Origin of the sequence: Agromyces mediolanus (assembly GCF_023715325.1) — a bacterium.
Classification (GTDB): domain Bacteria; phylum Actinomycetota; class Actinomycetes; order Actinomycetales; family Microbacteriaceae; genus Agromyces; species Agromyces mediolanus_A.
Genome location: NZ_JAMBNX010000001.1, coordinates 487,148 through 505,447 on the forward strand (window position 1 = coordinate 487,148; position 18,300 = coordinate 505,447).

Annotated in this window: 15 protein-coding genes; 4 read left to right on the plus strand and 11 right to left on the minus strand. The window is 73.2% G+C overall.

The annotated features are described in order from the left end of the window. Positions 1 to 195 precede the first annotated feature (195 nt). Positions 196 to 1,710, plus strand: coding sequence for a GMC family oxidoreductase (locus M3147_RS02265; protein WP_251202136.1), 1,515 nt, complete (start codon positions 196 to 198; stop codon positions 1,708 to 1,710). 73 nt (positions 1,711 to 1,783) lie between these two features. Here the strand turns inward: M3147_RS02265 and M3147_RS02270 are convergent, their stop codons facing one another. The 5 genes from M3147_RS02270 to M3147_RS02290 all read right to left on the minus strand — a co-directional run bounded on the left by M3147_RS02270 (position 1,784) and on the right by M3147_RS02290 (position 7,284). Continuing rightward, the gene (locus M3147_RS02270; protein ID WP_251201842.1) at positions 1,784 to 3,025 is read right to left on the minus strand and encodes a multidrug effflux MFS transporter; all 1,242 of its coding nucleotides are present in this window, start codon (positions 3,023 to 3,025) and stop codon (positions 1,784 to 1,786) included. Further along, on the minus strand, positions 3,022 to 4,026 hold the full coding sequence (locus M3147_RS02275; RefSeq protein ID WP_251201843.1) for an alpha/beta hydrolase: 1,005 nt from the start codon (positions 4,024 to 4,026) through the stop codon (positions 3,022 to 3,024). The genes M3147_RS02270 and M3147_RS02275 overlap by 4 nt, the downstream gene beginning before the upstream one ends. Positions 4,027 to 4,140: 114 nt before the next feature. After that, positions 4,141 to 5,124: an alpha/beta hydrolase gene (locus M3147_RS02280; protein ID WP_251201844.1), complete on the minus strand. Its 984-nt coding sequence runs from the start codon at positions 5,122 to 5,124 to the stop codon at positions 4,141 to 4,143. A gap of 58 nt (positions 5,125 to 5,182) precedes the next feature. Beyond that, on the minus strand, positions 5,183 to 6,142 hold the full coding sequence (locus tag M3147_RS02285; RefSeq protein ID WP_251201845.1) for an aldo/keto reductase: 960 nt from the start codon (positions 6,140 to 6,142) through the stop codon (positions 5,183 to 5,185). A gap of 32 nt (positions 6,143 to 6,174) precedes the next feature. Next, positions 6,175 to 7,284: a zinc-binding dehydrogenase gene (locus tag M3147_RS02290; RefSeq protein ID WP_251201846.1), complete on the minus strand. Its 1,110-nt coding sequence runs from the start codon at positions 7,282 to 7,284 to the stop codon at positions 6,175 to 6,177. Between the two features lie 109 nt (positions 7,285 to 7,393). Here M3147_RS02290 and M3147_RS02295 point away from each other — a divergent pair, with 109 nt between their 5' ends. Beyond that, positions 7,394 to 8,857 (plus strand): amidohydrolase, encoded by a 1,464-nt coding sequence (locus M3147_RS02295; protein WP_251201847.1) that lies wholly within the window; start codon positions 7,394 to 7,396, stop codon positions 8,855 to 8,857. A gap of 61 nt (positions 8,858 to 8,918) precedes the next feature. Here M3147_RS02295 and M3147_RS02300 read toward each other — a convergent pair whose 3' ends face one another. After that, a complete protein-coding gene (locus M3147_RS02300) occupies positions 8,919 to 9,659 on the minus strand; it encodes an SDR family NAD(P)-dependent oxidoreductase (RefSeq protein WP_251201848.1) in 741 nt (246 codons plus the stop codon). A gap of 85 nt (positions 9,660 to 9,744) precedes the next feature. Here M3147_RS02300 and M3147_RS02305 point away from each other — a divergent pair, with 85 nt between their 5' ends. Then, positions 9,745 to 10,710 (plus strand): aldo/keto reductase, encoded by a 966-nt coding sequence (locus M3147_RS02305; protein ID WP_251201849.1) that lies wholly within the window; start codon positions 9,745 to 9,747, stop codon positions 10,708 to 10,710. Between the two features lie 83 nt (positions 10,711 to 10,793). On the opposite strand, the gene M3147_RS02310 is transcribed toward M3147_RS02305, so the two are convergent. Continuing rightward, the gene (locus M3147_RS02310; protein WP_251201850.1) at positions 10,794 to 11,522 is read right to left on the minus strand and encodes an alpha/beta fold hydrolase; all 729 of its coding nucleotides are present in this window, start codon (positions 11,520 to 11,522) and stop codon (positions 10,794 to 10,796) included. 130 nt (positions 11,523 to 11,652) lie between these two features. Here M3147_RS02310 and M3147_RS02315 point away from each other — a divergent pair, with 130 nt between their 5' ends. Continuing rightward, positions 11,653 to 12,657: a methyltransferase gene (locus M3147_RS02315; RefSeq protein ID WP_251201851.1), complete on the plus strand. Its 1,005-nt coding sequence runs from the start codon at positions 11,653 to 11,655 to the stop codon at positions 12,655 to 12,657. 68 nt (positions 12,658 to 12,725) lie between these two features. On the opposite strand, the gene M3147_RS02320 is transcribed toward M3147_RS02315, so the two are convergent. The 4 genes from M3147_RS02320 to M3147_RS02335 all read right to left on the minus strand — a co-directional run bounded on the left by M3147_RS02320 (position 12,726) and on the right by M3147_RS02335 (position 18,196). Continuing rightward, positions 12,726 to 13,310, minus strand: coding sequence for a TetR/AcrR family transcriptional regulator (locus M3147_RS02320; RefSeq protein ID WP_251201852.1), 585 nt, complete (start codon positions 13,308 to 13,310; stop codon positions 12,726 to 12,728). Between the two features lie 237 nt (positions 13,311 to 13,547). Beyond that, complete coding sequence (locus M3147_RS02325) at positions 13,548 to 15,212, minus strand: amidohydrolase (protein WP_251201853.1); 1,665 nt, start codon at positions 15,210 to 15,212, stop codon at positions 13,548 to 13,550. Then, the gene (locus tag M3147_RS02330) at positions 15,212 to 16,045 is read right to left on the minus strand and encodes a molybdenum cofactor biosynthesis F family protein (protein WP_251201854.1); all 834 of its coding nucleotides are present in this window, start codon (positions 16,043 to 16,045) and stop codon (positions 15,212 to 15,214) included. The genes M3147_RS02325 and M3147_RS02330 overlap by 1 nt, the downstream gene beginning before the upstream one ends. Before the next feature lie 87 nt (positions 16,046 to 16,132). Further along, positions 16,133 to 18,196, minus strand: coding sequence for a primary-amine oxidase (locus M3147_RS02335; protein ID WP_251201855.1), 2,064 nt, complete (start codon positions 18,194 to 18,196; stop codon positions 16,133 to 16,135). Positions 18,197 to 18,300 lie beyond the last annotated feature (104 nt).

The window sequence follows — 18,300 nt, forward strand, 5'->3', positions numbered from 1 at the left end:
AGCACGAGCGTTGACCGTCTGCGTACGGGGGCGCGCGAGCCCTCGCCGTGATGCCTCGAGGCTGGCAGCCTCGAGGCATCCCCGATGGAGAGGAAACCGCTCGTGGCCGCATCCCCCCAGTCCACCTCCGCCCCCCAGTCCACCCCCGCCCCTGAGTCCGGCGCCGTCCCCGACGGCGCGCGCCGCGTCGTCGTCGTGGGTGCGGGCTCCGCCGGCAGCGTGATCGCTCGCCGCCTCGTCGATGCCGGTGTCGCCGTCACCGTGATCGAAGCCGGCGGCGAGGACACGAACCCCGCGATCCACGACCCGAGCCGGATGGGCGAGCTCTGGCACAGCGCGGACGACTGGGACTACTTCACCGAGCCGCAGCCCGCCGCGGCCGACCGGCGCCTGCACCTGCCGCGCGGCAAGGTGCTCGGCGGCTCGCACTCCCTGAACGCGATGATCTGGGTGCGCTGCGCCCCGGCCGACTACGACCACTGGGCGAGCCTCGGCAACGACGGCTGGTCCTGGGACGAAGTGCTGCCCATCTACCGGGACATCGAGCGGTTCTCGGGCGGCGCCTCGGCGCTGCACGGCGACGGCGGCCTCCTGGATGTCACCGACGACTACCCGCTCGACCCGATCCAGGCCTCGATCATCGACGCCGCCGTCGAGGAGGGGCTCGAGCACAACCCGGACTACAACGGGGACCACCTCGACGGCGTCTCGCAGGAGCAGGTCACCATGCGCGACGGCCGTCGTCTGAACACCTACCTCGCCTACCTCGCGCCGGTGCGCGACGCGGTCGACGTCCGCGTCGGCTGCCACGTGCACCGGCTGCTCTTCGCGGAGCCCGAGACCGGCGACGCCCTCAACGGCGCCGGGCCGCGCGTCGTCGGCGTCGTCTACGAGCAGGACGGCGAGCTGCACGAGCTGCACGCCGACGAGGTCGTGCTCGCGGCCGGCGCGATCGACTCGCCGCGGATCCTCCTGCGCAGCGGCATCGGGCCGGCGGACGAGCTCGCCGAGCTCGGCATCGAGGTCGTCGCTGACCTGCCCGGCGTCGGCCGCAACCTGCACGACCACCTGCTCTCGCCCGTGATCTTCACGACCGAGCGTCCCGTCGGCCCGCCCCACGAGGGCGTCTCGGTGACGCAGACGCACCTGTTCTGGAGGAGCGACCCCGCCCTCGAGGTGCCCGACACCCAGCCGATCCACTTCAGCGTGCCGATGTACCAGGAGGGCATGACCGGGCCGGGCGACGGCTTCTCGCTCATGGCCGGGATCGTCACGCCGAAGAGTCGCGGCAGCATCCGCCTGTCCGGTCCCGAGCCGCACGACCCGCTGCGCATCGACCTCGGCGCCCTCACGCACCCCGACGACGTGCGCTCGCTCGTCGCCTCGGTCGCGCAGTGCCGCCGCATCGGCGGCCGTCCGGCGCTCGCCGAGGCGTGGGGCGCGACCGAGCTGTACCCGGGGCCGGAGGTCTCGGACGAGGAGCTCGAGGCGTACGTGCGCTCGACGGCGATCACGTACCACCACCAGGTCGGCACCTGCGCGATGGGCGTCGGCCCCGACGCCGTGGTCGACCCGAGGCTGCGCGTGCACGGTGTCGCGGGGCTGCGCGTGGCGGATGCCTCGATCATGCCGCGCGTGACGACGGGCAACACGAACGCCCCGGCCGTGCTCATCGGCGAACAGGCCGCCCGCTTCCTCCTCGCCGACTGACCGCCCCGACCACTTCGCGAGTTGCCCGACTTTCATGAAAGTCGGGCAACTCCGGTTGGGGGTGGGGGTGGGTTCAGGGGGCGAGGGTGCCGCGGCGGCGGAGGACGGGGAACACGACCGCCCAGCCGAGCGCGAGTGCGACGAGCGCGCCCGCCGCGATCGTCGAGCCCATCGCGAGGGCCGTCGCCCCGGTCAGCGAGGCGAGCGGCGCCACGATGGGGCCGACGGTGAACTGCGCGGTGCCGAGGACGGCGGATGCCGTGCCGGCCCGTTCCCCGTGCGCCGAGAGCGCGAGGGTCGAACCGTTCGGGCCGCCCACGCCGACGCTCGCGAGGAAGAGCCCGAGCGCGAGGATCACCCAGAGCGCGCTGCCGGCGACGGCGCCGCCGAGGAGCGCCAGGGCGCAGGCCGCGGTCACGCTGAGGCCGATCAGGTACATCCGCGCCGGTCCGGTCCGCCGCACGAGCACCCGGCTGAGCTGCGCGCCGGCCATGTTCGCCACGGCGTTCGCCGCGAAGCACAGCGAGAACAGCTGTGGGCTCAGGCCGAACTCGTCCTGCAGCACGAAGCTCGACATCGAGAGGTAGGCGAAGAACGCCACTCCGCCCGCCGCCGAGGCGCCGAGCACGGCGAGGAACAGCCCGTCGCGGGCGAGGGCACCGAGGTGCCGGCCGCTCGCGGCGAAGCCGCCGCCGTGCCGCCGCTCGGGCGGCAGCGTCTCGCGCATGAGGGTGAGTGCGAGCACGAAGAGCAGACCGCCGACACCGCCGAGCACGCCGAAGATGCCCCGCCAGTCCATGACGAGCGCGAGCTGTCCGCCGATGACGGGCGCCACGATCGGGGCCGAGGCGCTGACGAGCATCAGCAGGGAGAGCATGCGGCTGAGCTCCGCCCCCGCGTAGAGGTCGCGGGCGACGGCGAGGCAGATCACGATGCCGGCCGATCCCGCGAGCCCTTGCAGGAAGCGGGCGACGAGCAGCACCTCGATACTCGGCGCCGCGACGCAGGCGAGCGAGAGCAGGGTGAACAACGCCACCCCGACGAGGAGGGGGCGGCGCCGCCCGAAGCGGTCGCTCAGCGGACCGGCGACGAGCTGACCGAGGCCCAGCCCGATCATGCACACCGACATCGTCGCCTGGGCGAGGGCGTCGCTCGTGCCGAGACTCGTCGCGAGCTGCGGCAGGCTCGGCAGATAGAGGTCCATCGAGAGCGGGCCGAAGGCCTCGAGCAGGCCGAGCACGAGCATCGCCCGGCCGACGCCCATGACGGGGCGGGCGGGGCCGGCGGTCGGGGTGGCTCCCGCATCGGGCGTCACGCGGACGGCTCGGACGGCAGGACGCCGAGCGTGCGCCGGAGCCAGCTGTCGCGCGCCTCGTTCGCCGCCCGGGAGACGATCGCCTCGGGCGAGAAGCCCGAGAAGCCGTGGTACGCGCCGGCCCAGACGTGCAGTTCGGCCTGGCCCCCGGCGGCCCAGATCCGCGAGGCGTAGGCGACCGTCTCGTCGCGGAACACCTCCGCCGCGCCGACCTCGAGGTAGGCGGGCGGCAGGCCGCCGAGCTCGGCGGCGCGTGCGGGCGCGACGGCGGGGGAGACGTCGTCGCCGAAGCGGCGGTCGCCCAGCACGGCGGTCCAGGCGGTGTCGTTGTTGTTGCGGTCCCACGCGCCGATGCCGTCGTACTGGCGGCTCGAGACGGTTTCGTTGCGGTCGTCGAGCATCGGGCAGTTGAGCAGCTGTCCGGCGAGGCGGGGCCCACCGCGCCCGCGCGCGAGCAGCGAGACGCCGGCGGAGAGGCCGCCGCCCGCGCTCGCGCCCGAGACGATGATCCGCTCGGGGTCGACGCCGAGTTCGGCGGCGTGCGCGGCGAACCACTCGAGCGCCGCGTAGCAGTCCTCGACGGCGGCGGGTCCCGGGTGCTCGGGGGCGAGCCGGTACTCGACGGCGACGCCGACGGTGCCGTAGCGCAGCGCGAGCTCGATGAGCTCGGGGGTGCCGAAGAAGCGGGTGCCGAGCACGAGGCCGCCGCCGTGGATGCTGAGCACGCCGGGGGCGGCCTCGGCGCGCTCGCGGGGGCGGATGATCGTCACCTCGAGGTCGGGGGCACCGGCCGGGCCGGGCACGCGGCGGTGCTCGAACTCGAGCGGCAGCTCGCCGAGCTGCGCCTCGATCGGCGGGATGACGGTGGCGAAGTGCGCCCGGTTCGCGAGGATCGTGTCGGCCCGGAGCGGGATGCGCTCGACGAGCTCGAGGAAGGCGGCGAGCCCCGGCTCGAGGGCGGGGTCGTAGGGCACCGGGATGGGCGCGGCGTCGGTGGTCATCGGGACTCCCTCGTTCCGGTGGTGGTGGCGGTGTGCGGTGTGCGGGTCCGAGTCGTCCGTGCCGGCGGGGCAGGCGTTCCGCCGGCACGGACGTCGGGGTCGGTGGGTGCGGGGTCAGAGCCCGAGCACGCGGCGGAGCCAGGAGTCCCGGGAGGCGAGCGCCGCGCGGGTGAGCTCGGTGTCGGGCGCGTACATGTCGAAGCCGTGGAAGGCGCCGCCCCAGACGTGCAGCTCGGCCTGGCCGCCGGTGGCCCAGATGCGGCTCGCGTAGTCGACGTCCTCGTCGCGGAACATCTCGGCGGCGCCCACCTCGATGAACGCGGGGGCGAGGCCGGCGAGGTCCTCGGCGCGGCTCGGCGCCGCGTAGGCGGGCGCATCCGTGGAGGAGGCGAGCTCGGCGCCGAGCACCATCCGCCAGGCGAGCAGGTTGAGCTCGCGCTGCCAGGTGCCGATGCCGTCGTACTGGTAGCTGCCCACGGTGCTGTTCGTGTTGTCGAGCATCGGGCAGATCAGGAGCTGGCCGGCCAGCGCGGGCCCCTTCCGGTCGCGCGCCATCAGGGCGACCGCGGCCGCGAAGCCGCCGCCGGCGCTGCCGCCCATGACGACGATCCGCTCGGGGTCGACGCCGAGCTCGGCGGCGTGCTCGGCCGTCCAGACGAAGGCGGCGTAGTTGTCCTCGACCCCGGCGGGGTAGGGGTGCTCGGGGGCGAGCCGGTACTCGACGTTCACGCCGACGACGCCGAGCGACTCGACGAGGTCTACGACCCGGCCGTGCTCCCAGGAGCGGTGGCCGACGATCATCCCGCCGCCGTGGTAGTTGACGAGGGCCGGGACCGGCGCGCTCGCCGCGTCGTGCCCGGCCGGGCGGAAGATCGTGATCTCGAGCTCGGGGGACCCGGCCGGGCCCGGGATCACCCGCTCCTCGGTCTCGACGGCGCGGCCGGCGACGAGCTCGGCAGCGGCGGGGAACATCCGGTCGGCGCCGTCGCGGGTGTGCGGCAGGCTCTCTTCGGTGAGCGGCGGCTGCGGCGCGGCGTTCATCGCCTCGAGGGCGGGCAGCAGTTCGTCGGCGAACGGCACGGGCGGGTAGGCGGTCATGGTCTCGGCTCTCGATCGGTCAGTGGAACGGTGATGGGAGTGGGATGCCTCGGGCCGCTCACGGGCCCTCGGGGTCGACGATTCCGCGGTCGGCCCAGAACGGCTCGACGAGGCGGCGGAGCTCGGCCGCCCCGACGCGCTCGGCGAGCTCGACGGCCGCGAGGTTCTGCTCGAGCTGCGCCATCCGCGTCGCGCCGAAGAGCGTGGTCGTGTTCGCCGGGTGAGTGAGCGTGAAGGCCACCGCGAGCTGCGCCGGACTCGCCTCGAGCGATTCGGCGAGCGCGACGAACTCGGGCACCTGCTCGACGATGCGGGCGCGGACGTCGCCGGGATCGCGGCCCACCTCGCGCTCGCGCTCGACGCGGCCGGCGAGGATGCCGCCCTCCAGCACGTCGGAGGCCTGCATGCTGAAGCCGCGCTCCCAGAGCGCGGCGAACGGTTCGCCGTCGGGAATGGCGCGGCGGGCGACGCTGTACTTCAGCTGCGCGATCTGCGGGCCGGGCACCCCCTCGGCCTCGGCGAGCTCGAGCAGGGTGCGGATGTTCGTCGCCGACCAGTTGTTGACGCCCCAGGCGCGGATCAGCCCGGCCTCGGCGAGGCCCGCGAGGTCGAGGACGAGCTCGCGCAGCGAGAGGTCGTCACGGCGCAGGTCGCCGAGGATGACGAGGTCGGCGTAGTCGGTGCTGACGCGGAAGAGCGCCCGCTCGAGCTGCGGCCGGAAGCCGCCCTCGCCGTAGCCCTCGAGCCAGAGCTTCTCGGAGAGCTGGTAGTGCTCGCGGGCGAGCCCGGCGCCGCGCACGATCGCCGAGAACAGCACGTCGGTGATCGCGGGCGGCTTCATGCCGGGGAAGCCGTACACGCCGACGTCGAAGAGGGTGATCCCGCGCTCGACGGCGGTCGCGACGAGCTCGACGGCGTCCTCGAAGTCCATGCGGTCGTAGGTGTGCCAGGAGCCGAGCGCGAGCACGCCGGTGCGGATGCCGCTCGTGCCGATCTCGCGGGTGGGGATGGGAGTCATGTGGGTTTGTTCCAGTCCTGCTCGGGCGCCGCTCAGGGCAGGCGCGGGTCGATGACGGCCTTGATCTCGCCGAGCCGGTGCATCCGGTCGATGTGCTCGCTCGCCTCGGCGAGGGGCACGGCGGGGGAGAAGAGCTCGTCCCACGGCATCCGGTCGGCGAAGGCCCGGAAGAAGTCGATCGCGCGGGCGTAGTCGGAGATGTCGCCGTTCAGCGAGCCGACCACAGTCAGCTCCTTGCCCATGACCGCCGAGAGCGCGATCGGCTCGCCGACCGGGCCGGTGGAGCCCACCACGACGAAGGTGCCGCGCTGGGCGGCCATGCCGATCGCCTCGGGGCCGACGCTCGGCGCCCCGGCGAAGTCGAGCACGAGCTCGGCGCCCTGCCCTTCGGTGAGCTCCAGGACCCGGGCGACGACCGCCCCCGAGCCGCCCTCGATGCCGACGACGTGATCGGCGCCGAAGCGTTCGGCCATCGCGAGCCGTTCGGCGGGCGCCCCGACCGTGATGACGGTGCCGGCGCCGGACAGCTTCGCGACGGCGGTGGCGAAGATGCCGAGGGCGCCCGAGCCCTGCACGACGACGCGGGAGCCGGGGCGCACGCCGCCGGCGCGGCCGAAGGCGCGCAGCACGGTCTTCGCGGCGCAGCCGGCCATCGAGGCCCAGGTGTCCTTCACCTCGGACGGCAGCAGCAGCTTCGCGGCGCCGGGCACCACGTAGGCGTAGTCGGCGAGTCCGGCGGTCGCGTAGGGCGGCACGTCGGAGCGCTGCAGGAACCCGTAGCCGCGGCGGCTGCAGGCGACGGGCTCGCGGAGCACCGTGCAGCCGAAGCACTCGCCGCACGTCGATTCCGACCAGCCGATGCGGTCGCCGACCGAGAGCTCGCGGCCGAGGGCGTCGCGGGCGCCATCGCCTGCGGCGACGATCTCGCCGACCATCTCGTGGCCGAGCACCATCGGCAGCATGCCGGGGAAGCTCATCCGGCCCGACCAGATCTCGATGTCGGTGCCGCAGAGGCTCGCGCAGGTGATGCGCACGAGGGCCGCGCCGGGCTCGATCTGCTGGGGGAGCGGCAGCTCCTGCAGCTCGAGGGGCTCGCCGTGCGCGGTGAGCACGGCGGCGCGGGTGGTCGTGGGGATCGTCATCGAAAGCTCCCTTCGAGGCGGTGGTTCCGGTCGCGACGTTGTCGACCGGCCGCCGATGTGGGTTATTCTACATACGTTGACCAAAATTGCCAGCGCTCGAGGAGGAGACGTGCAGGGAGTCGAACGATCGGGTGCCGAGGGCCCCGCCGAACTGGTGCTCCGCGGGGGGACGGTGCTCGCGCTCGACGCCGCCGACACCCGCGGCACCGCGATCGCCGTGCGGCACGGCCGGGTGCTCGCCGTCGGCGACGAGGCGAGGGTCGCGCCGCTGATCGGCCGCCGCACGCGCGTCGTCGACCTCGAGGGTCGAGCGGTCATCCCCGGCATCAACGACTCGCATCTGCACGCCGCCTGGCTCGGCGCGATGTGGCCGGACACGGTGTTCGGGGCGATGGAGGCCGGCGCGGGGGCCGAGGTCCCGTCCGGCGGGCACGGCGGGCCGACCGCCGAGGCCGCGCCGTTCGAGGCATCCGCCGCCGCTGCCGACCCGCACGTCCCGGCCGGGCCGCGCCTCGTCGACGACGAGGCGGGCCGGCGCCGCGCCATCCTGCGCGCGGGCGAGCTCATCGCCTCGCTCGGCATCACGAGCTACACGGAGCCCGGGCTGGGTCCCGGCGAGGACGACGGGGCGACCGGATGCTTCGGCCAGGCCGTGCTCGAGACGTACCGCACACTCGAGTCGGAGCGCGCGCTCCGGGCGCGGGTGAACGTGCTCGCCCTGTTCGGGGTGCTCGACGGGCCGAGCGAGCTGCGCGCGTTCCTCGCCGGGCTGCGCGGGCTGGACCGGCAGACCGAGCGCCCCGCGTGGCTCCGCGTCGCGGGGGTGAAGATCTTCGCGGACGGCATCCCGCCGATGCTGCAGGCGTGGACCGCCCACGCCTATCCGGACGGTTCGCACGGCGACCTCCTCGTCGGCGGTGGCGATCTCGGTCAGCGGGCCGCGAACCTCGCCGAGATGATCCGCGCGGTGCACCGGCAGGGCCTCCAGCTCGGCGTGCACGCGACGGGGGACCGCACGATCGACCAGGTCGTCGACGCCGTCGAGGCCGCTGCCGCGGAGGCGCCGGCCGATCTGCGCCACTACGTCATCCACGGCGACCTCGTGACACCCGGGGCGCTCGAGCGGATGCGCGGGCTCGGCATGGGGCTCAACGTGCAGGCCGGCATCGCCGCGAAGACGGCCCCGTGGGTGGCCGGCGTGCTCGGTGAGGAGGTCGCCGCGGCGGCATGGCCGATCGGCCGCGCGATCGAGGCCGGCGTGCGCGTGTCGCTCAGCTCGGACGCCCCGGTGCTCGCGCCGGACTGGCGGCAGGGCATGGCCGACGCGGATGCCTGGATGGGCGCCGCGGCGCCCGCGGACGCCGAGCGGCGGATGCTCCAGCTGCTGCACGCCTATACGGTGGTGCCGGCGCATCAGGACGGTGCGGAGGGCTGGAAGGGCACGCTCGCACCGCGGATGGCGGCCGATCTCTGCGTGCTCGAGGCGAATCCGCTCGAGCTCGCCCCGGCCGAGCTGCCGGACGTGGCGGTCGACCTCACGGTCGTCGACGGCGACGTCGTCTTCGAGCGCTGACCCGCACACACCCCGGAGTTGCCCGACTTTCATGAAAGTCGGGCAACTCGGGGTGGGGCGTTCAGGTGAGCAGCTGGCCGCCGTCGACCGCGAGGCTCACGCCCGTGATGTGCGCGGCGCCGTCGCTCGCGAGGAAGACGACCGCCGGAGCCACCTCCTCGACCTCGGCGAGCTTGCCCAGGGGGATGCGGCTCGACCAGGCCTCGCGGGCGGGGGAGCCCTCCGGCATCCCCATCCGCAGCATCGGGGTGAGCACCGGGCCGGGCGCGACCGCGTTCACGCGGATGCCGTGCCCGGCGAGCTCGATCGCCGCCCAGCGGGTGAGCGAGTCCACGGCCGCCTTGCTCGACTCGTAGGCGCCCATCCCCGGCGTCGGCTGCCGGCCGCCGATCGAGGAGATGTTCACGATCGCGCCGCGGGTGCCGTTCGCGATCATGCGGCGGGCGACGGCCTGGGTGATCGTGAAGGTGCCGACGATGTTCACCTCGACGATCGAGCGGTAGGCGTCGGGCCCGAGCTCGGTGAGCGCGCCGTGCACCGAGAGGATGCCGGCGTTGTTCACCAGTACGCCCAGCGGGCCGTGCTCGGCTTCGACCTGCTCGACCGCGCGGGCGGCGGCTTCGGCATCCGTGATGTCGAGCGCGAGGTGCGCGACGCCGAGCTCGTCCGCCGCCACGCGCGCGGCGTCCGCGTCGACGTCGGCGACGACGACCCGGTCGCCCGCGTCGCGGAACGCGGCGGCGATGCCGCGGCCGATGCCGCCGGCGCCGCCGGTGATGAGCACGATTCGAGGTTCGGACACGGGATCTCCTTCTGCCGTCGGCGTGCGTCGGTGCACGCTCGTGGTTATATTATACGAGCGTAGAAAAAAGCGACGAGGAGGCCGCATGACCGTCACCGTTCCCACCCGCCAGCTCGGCCCAGGCGGGCCGGAGGTGCCCGTCTTCTCCCTCGGGTCTTGGAACACCTGGGACCGCATGGACTTCGACGACGCGGTCGCGCTGATCCGCCGCGCCCATGAGGCGGGGGCGGCGTTCTTCGACGTGGCGCACTACGACCTGGGCCCGCACGCCGAGCAGGCGACCACTGACCTCATCTTCGGCCGCGCCGTGCGCGAGGCCGGACTCGCCCGCGAGGACTACCTGCTCTGCGGCAAGCTCTGGCTCTGGGAGTACCCGCGCGTCGGCTTCGCCGGACAGTTCACCACCTCGCTCGAACGGATCGGGGTCGAGCGCGCGGAGTTCGCCGTCGTCGGCGACTATCTCGAGCCGATCGACGTGCGCCGCGTCGTCGACGACGTGCAGGCCGAGATCGCGGCCGGCCGGCTCGGCGCCTGGGGCGTCAACAATTGGCGCGCCGACGACCTCGTGCTCGCGCTCGACCACGCCGAGCGCGAAGGCCTGGTGCCGCCGAGCTTCGCGCAGCTGAAGTACGGCCTCGTGCGCCGCTCGATGGCCGAGGGGCCCGAGTACGGCGAGCTGTTCGCGTCGGGGCGGCTCGCGCTACAGGCTTCGGATGCCTTCGAGGGCGGCATCCTCGCGGGGAAGACGGTGCCCGGGCGGAAGATCGGCGCCGACGTCGGCGGGATCCGCGAGCGCATCGTCGCGATCTTCCCCGAGGTGGCTCGGATCGCCGCCGAGCTCGACGCGACCCCGACGCAGCTCGGCATCGCCTTCTGCCTCGCGAACCCCGCGACGGCGAACGTGCTCTTCGGCGTCAGCCGGATGGCGCAGCTGGAGGACAACCTCGGCGCGCTCGCCCTGCTCGAGCGGGTGGGCGCCGCGGGCATCCGCGCGGCGACCGAGGGCCTCCAGCTCGACCAAGCCGTCCGCTCCGACGGCGTCTGGGCGTAGCCGCGCGGCCCGTGTCACCCTGCTCCACCCCCCGAGTTGCCCGACTTTCATGAAAGTCGGGCAACTCGGGGTGGGGGGTGGCGTCAGGCGAGGAAGTCGAGCACGGCGCGGCGGAACTCGGGGCTCGCGAGTGCGCCCAGGTGGTCGCCGGGCACCCGCACGAGCTGCCCGCGCGCGACGCCCTCGGCGACGCCGTCGAGGCCGGTGGTCATCGGGTCGTCGGTGCCGGCGACGAAGAGCACCGGTACGGCCGGCACGTCCTGCGACGGGTCGAAGGGCTCTCGCGCCAGACCGGCGATGAGGCGCGGCAGCGAGGCGTGGTCGCGCCCCGGCGCGCCGATCATCGCGGCCATCATGCCGAGCATGGGGTCGGCCGGGTTCTCGCCGCCCAGGGCGCGGACGAGGGCGGCGACGTCGACGCCGGCGAACGGCTCGAAGGGACTGAGGCCGCCGAGCACGAGGCGCTGCACGCGCGGCTCGACGGCGGCGAGCGCCCAGGCGAGCCGGGCACCGAGGGAGTAGGCGACGACGTCGACCTGGCCGGACTCGGGGAGGGCGTCACGGATGGCCTGGACGACCGCGCTCGTCGAGGCATCCGCGTCGGGTGTGATGGCGGCGGCGGTGCCGTGGCCGGGCAGGTCGACGACGATCGTGTCGCGCCCCGAGGCGGCGATCGCCTCGGCGAGCCCGGTGGCGACGAAGTCGGTCTCGCCGTCGGAGGCGAAGCCGTGCAGCAGCACGACCGGGGCGGCGTCGCCGGCTGTCGAGCCGCCGATGGCGGGGAGGGTGCGGGTGCTGACGGTGAGTGGCATGCGTTCGCTTTCGACGGTGAATGAACGGGTGGATCTGTTTTTCTATGTTAGTAGAAAAACGTGTAGCATCGTGCTGAATCCACGACATCGCCGTCCCACGGATACGGGCGGCCGCACAGGAAGCGCAGCCATGACCGACACCCTCCAGCCCACCGAGCGGACCGCCAGCCCCGCCGCCATCGTCGACATCGCGATCGGCTTCATGGGCGCGAAGCAGCTCATCACCGCGAGCCGCATCGGCCTGTTCGCCGCGCTCGCCGACGGCCCGCTCGACGCTGAGGCGCTCGCCGCGGCGACCGGGGTGCCGCAGCGCCAGGTGCGCATCCTCGCCGACAGCATGAACGCGCAGGGCCTGCTCGAGCGCGACGGCGGTCGCTACTCACTCACCCCGGATGCCGCGGCCTACCTCACGGGCGACCGCGCCGAGATCGACCTCGGGCCGTTCCTCGCCTTCCTCGGCGACACCTCCTACGAGCAGTGGCGCGGCTACGACCGCACCGTCGACTCCGACGCCCCCGGCGTGCTCGAGCTCGACGAGGCGGGCTGGGGCCGGTTCCTCGCCGGGGTCATGCGGTACAACGAGCTGCACGCCGACGAGTTCGCCCGCGCCTTCGACGTGGCCGGGCGACGCTCGCTCCTCGACCTCGGCGGCCTCAGCCCGGCGTTCGCCGTCAACGTGATGCGGGCGAACCCGGAGCTCACGACGCGCTTCGTTGTCGCGCCCGACTTCGCCGACTCCGTCGCCCAGGCCGTGGCCGAGGCGGGCCTCGCGGACCGCGCCGTCGTCGAGGGCGGCGACACCGAGTCCGTCGAACCGGGTGGCGAGCACGACCTCGTCTTCGTGAACCACGTGCTGCACCGCTTCACGGCGGAGCAGAACCGGACCATCCTCGCGAACGCCCGCGCGGCCGCGGCACCCGGTGCGAAGCTCGCCGTCCTCGACTTCACGCTCGACGACGAGCCGCGCCAGCGCCGCATCGACGCGCTGCACGCGGGGGAGTACTACAACATCGACGGCACCGTGGTGTTCCCCGAGGCCGAGGTCCGCGAGTGGCTCGAGGCCGCCGGCTGGCGCTACGTGGAGACGATCGCGCTGCCGGGCAGCCCGCGCATCCTCGTCGCCGAGGCGCGCTGACCGGCGCTGCCGAGCCCACCCCCACCCCGAGTTGCCCGACTTCCATGGAAGTCGGGCAACTCGGGGTTTCAGAGGCGGTCGAAGAAGGCGCGGAGGTGCGCCTCCTGCAGTGCGGTCGTCGAGGTCTGGGGCGAGATGAGGCTCATGATGTTCGCCCCGACGTTCAGCAGCACGATCTCGTCGACGAGCTGCTCGTCGCGCGTCACGGTCGTGATGTCGCCGTCCTCGCGCCCTTCCGCGATGTAGCGGGCGAGAGCCTCGCGCCAGACCGCGAGGTGCGCGAGGTAGGCCTCGTGCAGGGTCTCGTTCGACACGGCTCGCTCCCAGAAGGAGAGCAGCACGCGACCGGACGTGACGCGCTCCTCGTCGAGCGGCATCGCGGCCCAGCAGATCGCGCGCAACGCCTCGAGACCGCGCTTGCCGGCGACCTCGGCCTCGATGTGCTCGCCCATCATGCCGAGCGAACGCTCGTAGGCGCCCTGGATGATCTCGTCCTTGCCCGGGAAGTAGTGCTTGAGCGCCCCGTTCGCGAATCCCGCCTCGGCAGCGATCTCACGCATCGTCGCGGCCTCGATGCCGCCCTTGACGATGAGCCGCCAGGTCACGTCGATGATGTCGCGGCGACGCTGGTCGTGATCGATCACCTTCGGCATCCGGCCCTCTTCCCGTTGTCGCGCAGGCGGCGCAGATCGCCGACGCTCACGCGTCAACCAGTGTAGGCGAACGGTCGGGGCGGCAGCGCTTCGACAAGCTCAGCGAACCACGTGGTTCCCTGAGCTTGTCGAAGGGGGCGCCGCTGTTGGTTCCCTGAGCTTGTCGAAGGGGGCGCCGCGCTTCGACAAGCTCAGCGAACCATGCGGCGCCGCTTCGACAAGCTCAGCGAACCAGGCTCAGCGCACGTACACGCGGCGCCCGGCGAACCAGGTCTCGGCCACCGTCGTGCGCACGAGCTCCTCCGCGGGGCCCGCGAAGGGGTCGCGATCGAGCACGACGAAGTCGGCCGACTTGCCCGCGACGAGCGATCCGGTCTCGGCGCCGAGGCCCATCGCCTCGGCGGCGTTGATCGTGAACGCCGCCATCGCCTCGTCGAGCGTGATGGCCTGCTCCGGCCACAGCGTGCCGGGGAACACCCCGGCCGGGTCGGCACGGGTCACGAGGCCGTGGATGCCCTCCCACGCGTTCGGCGACTCCGAGACCGGCCAGTCCGAGCCGCCCGCGATGAGCGCGCCCGCGTCGAGCAGGGCGCGGTTGGGCTGCATCCGGCCGGCCCGCTCGGCGGGCAGCACCGTCGCGATCGCCTCGGGGATGACGCCGGGGAACCAGATGAACGGCGACAGGTCGGCCGAGACCCCGAGCTCCGCGAAGCGGGGGATGTCGGACTCGGCGACGAACTGCCCGTGCGCGACCTGGTAGCGGGTCTCGGTGAAGCCCTCGGCGCGCAGCCGCGCCACGGTGTCGAGCACGAGGCGCACCGCGGCGTCCCCGGAGCAGTGGATCTTCGCCGACAGCCCGCGCTCGGCGGTGCGCCGCAGCCAGCCCCAGAGCTCCTCGGGCGGGAGCGTCGTCTCGCCGAGGAAGTGGTCGCCGTGCGCGTCGTCAGGCAGGTACGGCTCCAGGAAGGCGCCGGTGCGGGCGGGCGGCACGCCGTCGAGGAAGATCTTCACGAAGTCCGGCCGGTGGTGCTCGGTGCGGAACGCCTCGCCCCGCCAGACGAGTCCCTCGCCGACGGGGTCGTAGCCGAAGATCTGGTCGTTCACCGTCAGGGAGGACACCACCCAGGCGTCCAGCTCGGCATCCGCGTCGAGGGCGCGCAGCGCCTCGAGGATCTCGAGCGAAACGGCGGCGTCCTGGAACGCGGTGACGCCGTAGCTGTTCAGCAGCTCGACGCCGCGCCTGGATGCCGCGCGGTGCTGCTCGGCGGTGAGCCGGCGCGTGCGGGCCATGGCCGCTTCGACGGGCAGCCCGGCGGACTCCAGCAGCACGCCGGTCGGCCGCCCGCTGACCGGGTCGAGCTCGATGACGCCGCCCTCGCCGGGATCGGACTCGGCCGTGATGCCGGCGAGCTCGAGCGCGCGGGAGTTCGCCCAGCGGTTGTGCCGGGAGTCCTCCATGAGCATCACCGGGCGGCCACCGGATGCCTCGTCGAGTCTGGCCCGGGTCGCCTCGTTCGAGATCGCGGTGCGCAGGGTGCTGCCCCACGCCCCGCCCGTGATCCAGGCATCGGCGGGCAGCCCGGCCGCGTACTCGCGGACCGCCGCGAGCACCTCCTCGACCGAGCCGGACGACGAGAACGACAGCTCGAAGAGGTCGGTGCGCCCGGCCAGCGCGTGGTGGTTGTGCACGTCCACGAGGCCGGGCATGAGGAAGGCGCCGTCGAGGGCGCGCCGCTCGGTGCCCTCGCCCGCGAGCGCGAGCGCGTCGGCATCCGTGCCGACGGCGAGCAGCCGCCCGCCGCCGACCGCGAGGGCCTCGGCCCACGGGGCCGCGGGGTCGCCCGTCCAGATGCGGCCGCCCGTGAGCACGAGCTCCGCGGGACCGCTGCTCGCCGTCGCCATCAGCGCGAGGTGTCGTACTCGTCGGGGTGCACGGTGACCGAGATCAGCCGGCCGTGGGCGCCGAAGGTGAAGTGCGTCGGCACCTCGCCCGACTCGTCGAGCCCGAACAGCACGCCGTGCGAGCGGATCGCGCGGGCGTCGCGGTGGTCGGCGATCGTCACCGAGGCGCAGGGGATGACCTTCTCGCGCCAGGCGAAGACGTAGATGCCCGGGCGGATCTGCCACACCGAGTTCTCGTCGGTGTCGGCGAGGCCGCGCTCCGGGCCCGCGAGGCACTGCCAGGTGTACCACTGCGGCGAGAGGTAGAGGTGTTCGTAGGCGTGCACCGGGCTGTACACCCACTGCACCCGGCGGCCGATGAGCGTCGTCGTCGGCGTGGGCGCCTCGCCGGTGAGCTCGATGCCCTCGATCCGGGAGGGGACGAAGATCTGCTGCACGCGGGTCTTCCCGGCCTCCGCCTCGGGCCGGATCAGGCTGATCACGGCGAGCGCGTGGCCGCTGCGGAAGTCCAGCACGAGCGTGACGGCCTCGTTCGGCAGGTACTCGTGGTGGAACTGCACGTAGTACAGCTCCTCGTCGACCTTCACCGCCTCGTACGCATCGGTCTTCGCGGCGGCCTCCGTCGGGTCGCCCGCGCCCGGCTGGTACTCCCAGTCGACCGTGTGCTCGGCGAAGCGGTGCACGATGCGCGTGCCGCGCTCGTCGACGACGGCGATCTCGCGGCCCACGAGGTCGAGCGAGTGCGGCGCCTTGTTCGCGTCGAACCCGGGAGCGAGACCGTCGAGCGGCAGCCAGGTCGAGGTGTCGGACAGGTTCGTGGCGGTGTCGGTCATGATGCTCCAGTCGTCGTCATCGTCGGGGTGGTCTCAGGTTCAGCGGCTCAGCAGCTCAGCGGCTCAGGGGCGCAGGGGCGCAGGGGGTCAGTGACCGCAGCGGCACTCGCCGCCGCCGCAGCATCCGCCCGAGGCATCCGCACCGCCTTCGCCGGGCGCGCAGTGCGCGGCCGCGCCGTCGGGCAGGTCCATCGCCGGGTTCTGGTCGAGGAAGCCGTGCGGCTTGAACCAGAAGCCCGAGTAGTCGACCGGCATGATCGGCCAGTCCTCGGTGCGTGGGATGTGGGTCGGCCCGAACACATGCCAGAGCACGAGGTCCTCGCCGTCGAGGCTGCGGTCCGCGGCGGTCCACTTCGGCAGGCCGTCACCGGCGTGCGCGTTCGGGTAGAAGCCCGCCGGGTAGAGCTCCTCGGGGTCGTAGCGGGTGCCCCAGAGGTGCTTCGTCGCGAAAGCCGCGCGCGCGGCGACCGAGGAGTCCGGCTGCGCCGCGAGGAGCGCCTTGCCCTCCGGGATGAGCCAGTACGCGGTGGGCTTGCCGACGACGTTCGTGCGGTGCGCGCTGCGCACCTCCCAGACCCGGCCGGTCAGCCCGTTCGCGACGCGCTGCGCCTCGGACTCGCTCGCCAGCTGCACGTCCGACCAGGTGAAGGCGTTGCCGTAGGGGTTGTCGGGACCGGTCGGGATGCCGACCATCTCGATCTCGTGCAGCGTGTTGTCCTCGCCGTCGATCGCGGCGTCGATGCGGGCGCAGAAGAGGTGCTGGTGCACCGGCGTGAAGATGCCGGGCGCGATCTCGGGCGCGTGCGGGTTGTCGCTGCCGGGGATGCCGGCGCCCGCGAACACGATGCCCGTCGCCTTCGCCTCGACCTGGATCGAACCGTCGAGGTAGAAGTACCAGAAGAAGCCGTAGTCGTAGTTGCCGATCGTGGAGAAGTAGCTCACCACGAGGCGCCGGCTGCGGCGGGTCTCCGGGGTGCCCGCGAGATCGGTGTGCTTCCAGAGGATGCCGTAGTCCTCCTCGTGCATGCACACGGCCTGCGGGATCTTCACCGGGTTGCCGTGGTCGTCGGGCACGAAGGCGTCGAAGTAGTGGATGACGCCGAGGCAGTCGCAGCCGAGCGCGAGCGAGTTCGCGTTCTTGCCGAGCAGGTACTCGCCCGCGTCGAAGTAGCTGATCCAGTGCCGGCTGATCGAGGTGTCGCCGTAGGGCACGACCATCTCGGGGACGCTCGCCCGGTGCGCGACCGAGCGGTGCTCCTCGCCGTCGCGGAAGGTGATCTGGTTCAGCACCAGGCCCTCCTGCTGGGTGAAGCCGACCCGGAAGCGCCAGTTCTCCCACTCCACCAGGCTGCCGTCGACCGAGAAGCTCGGGCCCTCGGGCTGGGTGATCTCGATGGGCTTCAGCGTGGTGCGGGCCGGGCCCTGCGCCGCCGCCGTGTAGTTGCCGTGCTGCATCGGCACGGGCACGTCGCCCTCGTCGTCGATGCGGATCACGCGGCGCTCGGTGAGGTCCACGTGCACGACGAGGCCCTCGACCGGGTGCGCCCAGGGGCTGTCCTGCTCGTCGAGCCGCAGGTAGGTGTGCGAACGCACGATCCGCTTGCCGACCTCGTCCTCGCGGCCGAAGTAGCCGGGGGCGAGCGGCGAGCAGAAGGCGAGCTCCAGGTGCTCCCCGAGCCCTCGACGCTTCATCGCCGCCTGCCACTCCGGCGAGGCCTTCACGATCGTCGCCGCCTCCTCGTACTCCTCGAAGAGGTACTGCGGCTGGCCGTACGGCGCCTCGGTGTTCGGCAGCACGCGGAACGCGTCGACCTCACCGCGGCTCACCGCCACGATCGCCTCGCTCGCGACGCCGGTGTCCCGGTCGAGCAGGGTCACGCGGATGCGTCGGTCGAGGGGGTCGCCCGCTCTCCACGCGGCGAGGTCCGCCTTCGCCGGGTCCACCGGCAGCATGCGGGGCACTCGGGTGGATGCCGAGACGTGCCCGGCCTCGTCGAGGATGCGCCGCGCGGCGGCGATCTCCTCGCCCGTCAGCGGGTCGAGCGGGTGCTCGGCGCGCTCCGGGGTGGTCACGCGGGCACCGTGCGTGTGCGTGACATCGGGGCGGTGCGAGCCGCTGGGGGAGAGCGAAACGTCGGCGTGCTGGGTCATCGTGGTCCTCGATCAGGGGGTCGTTGCGTCCAGTATCGGCCGAGGCGTCGGCCGCACGGTTGACCGTGCGCGCCGACGCCTTGACGTTGCGTGCGAAGAGCGGG

Bases quoted from the DNA above. Each gene is read 5' to 3' on its own strand.
- M3147_RS02335 (WP_251201855.1), bottom strand. From the start codon at position 18,196: ATGACCCAGCACGCCGACGTTTCGCTCTCCCCCAGCGGCTCGCACCGC.
- M3147_RS02320 (WP_251201852.1), bottom strand. From the start codon at position 13,310: ATGCCGAAGGTGATCGATCACGACCAGCGTCGCCGCGACATCATCGAC.
- M3147_RS02310 (WP_251201850.1), bottom strand. From the start codon at position 11,522: ATGCCACTCACCGTCAGCACCCGCACCCTCCCCGCCATCGGCGGCTCG.
- M3147_RS02325 (WP_251201853.1), bottom strand. From the start codon at position 15,212: ATGGCGACGGCGAGCAGCGGTCCCGCGGAGCTCGTGCTCACGGGCGGC.
- M3147_RS02275 (WP_251201843.1), bottom strand. From the start codon at position 4,026: ATGACCACCGACGCCGCGCCCATCCCGGTGCCCTACGACCCCGCCCTC.
- M3147_RS02280 (WP_251201844.1), bottom strand. From the start codon at position 5,124: ATGACCGCCTACCCGCCCGTGCCGTTCGCCGACGAACTGCTGCCCGCC.
- M3147_RS02290 (WP_251201846.1), bottom strand. From the start codon at position 7,284: ATGACGATCCCCACGACCACCCGCGCCGCCGTGCTCACCGCGCACGGC.
- M3147_RS02330 (WP_251201854.1), bottom strand. From the start codon at position 16,045: ATGACCGACACCGCCACGAACCTGTCCGACACCTCGACCTGGCTGCCG.
- M3147_RS02305 (WP_251201849.1), top strand. From the start codon at position 9,745: ATGACCGTCACCGTTCCCACCCGCCAGCTCGGCCCAGGCGGGCCGGAG.
- M3147_RS02315 (WP_251201851.1), top strand. From the start codon at position 11,653: ATGACCGACACCCTCCAGCCCACCGAGCGGACCGCCAGCCCCGCCGCC.
- M3147_RS02285 (WP_251201845.1), bottom strand. From the start codon at position 6,142: ATGACTCCCATCCCCACCCGCGAGATCGGCACGAGCGGCATCCGCACC.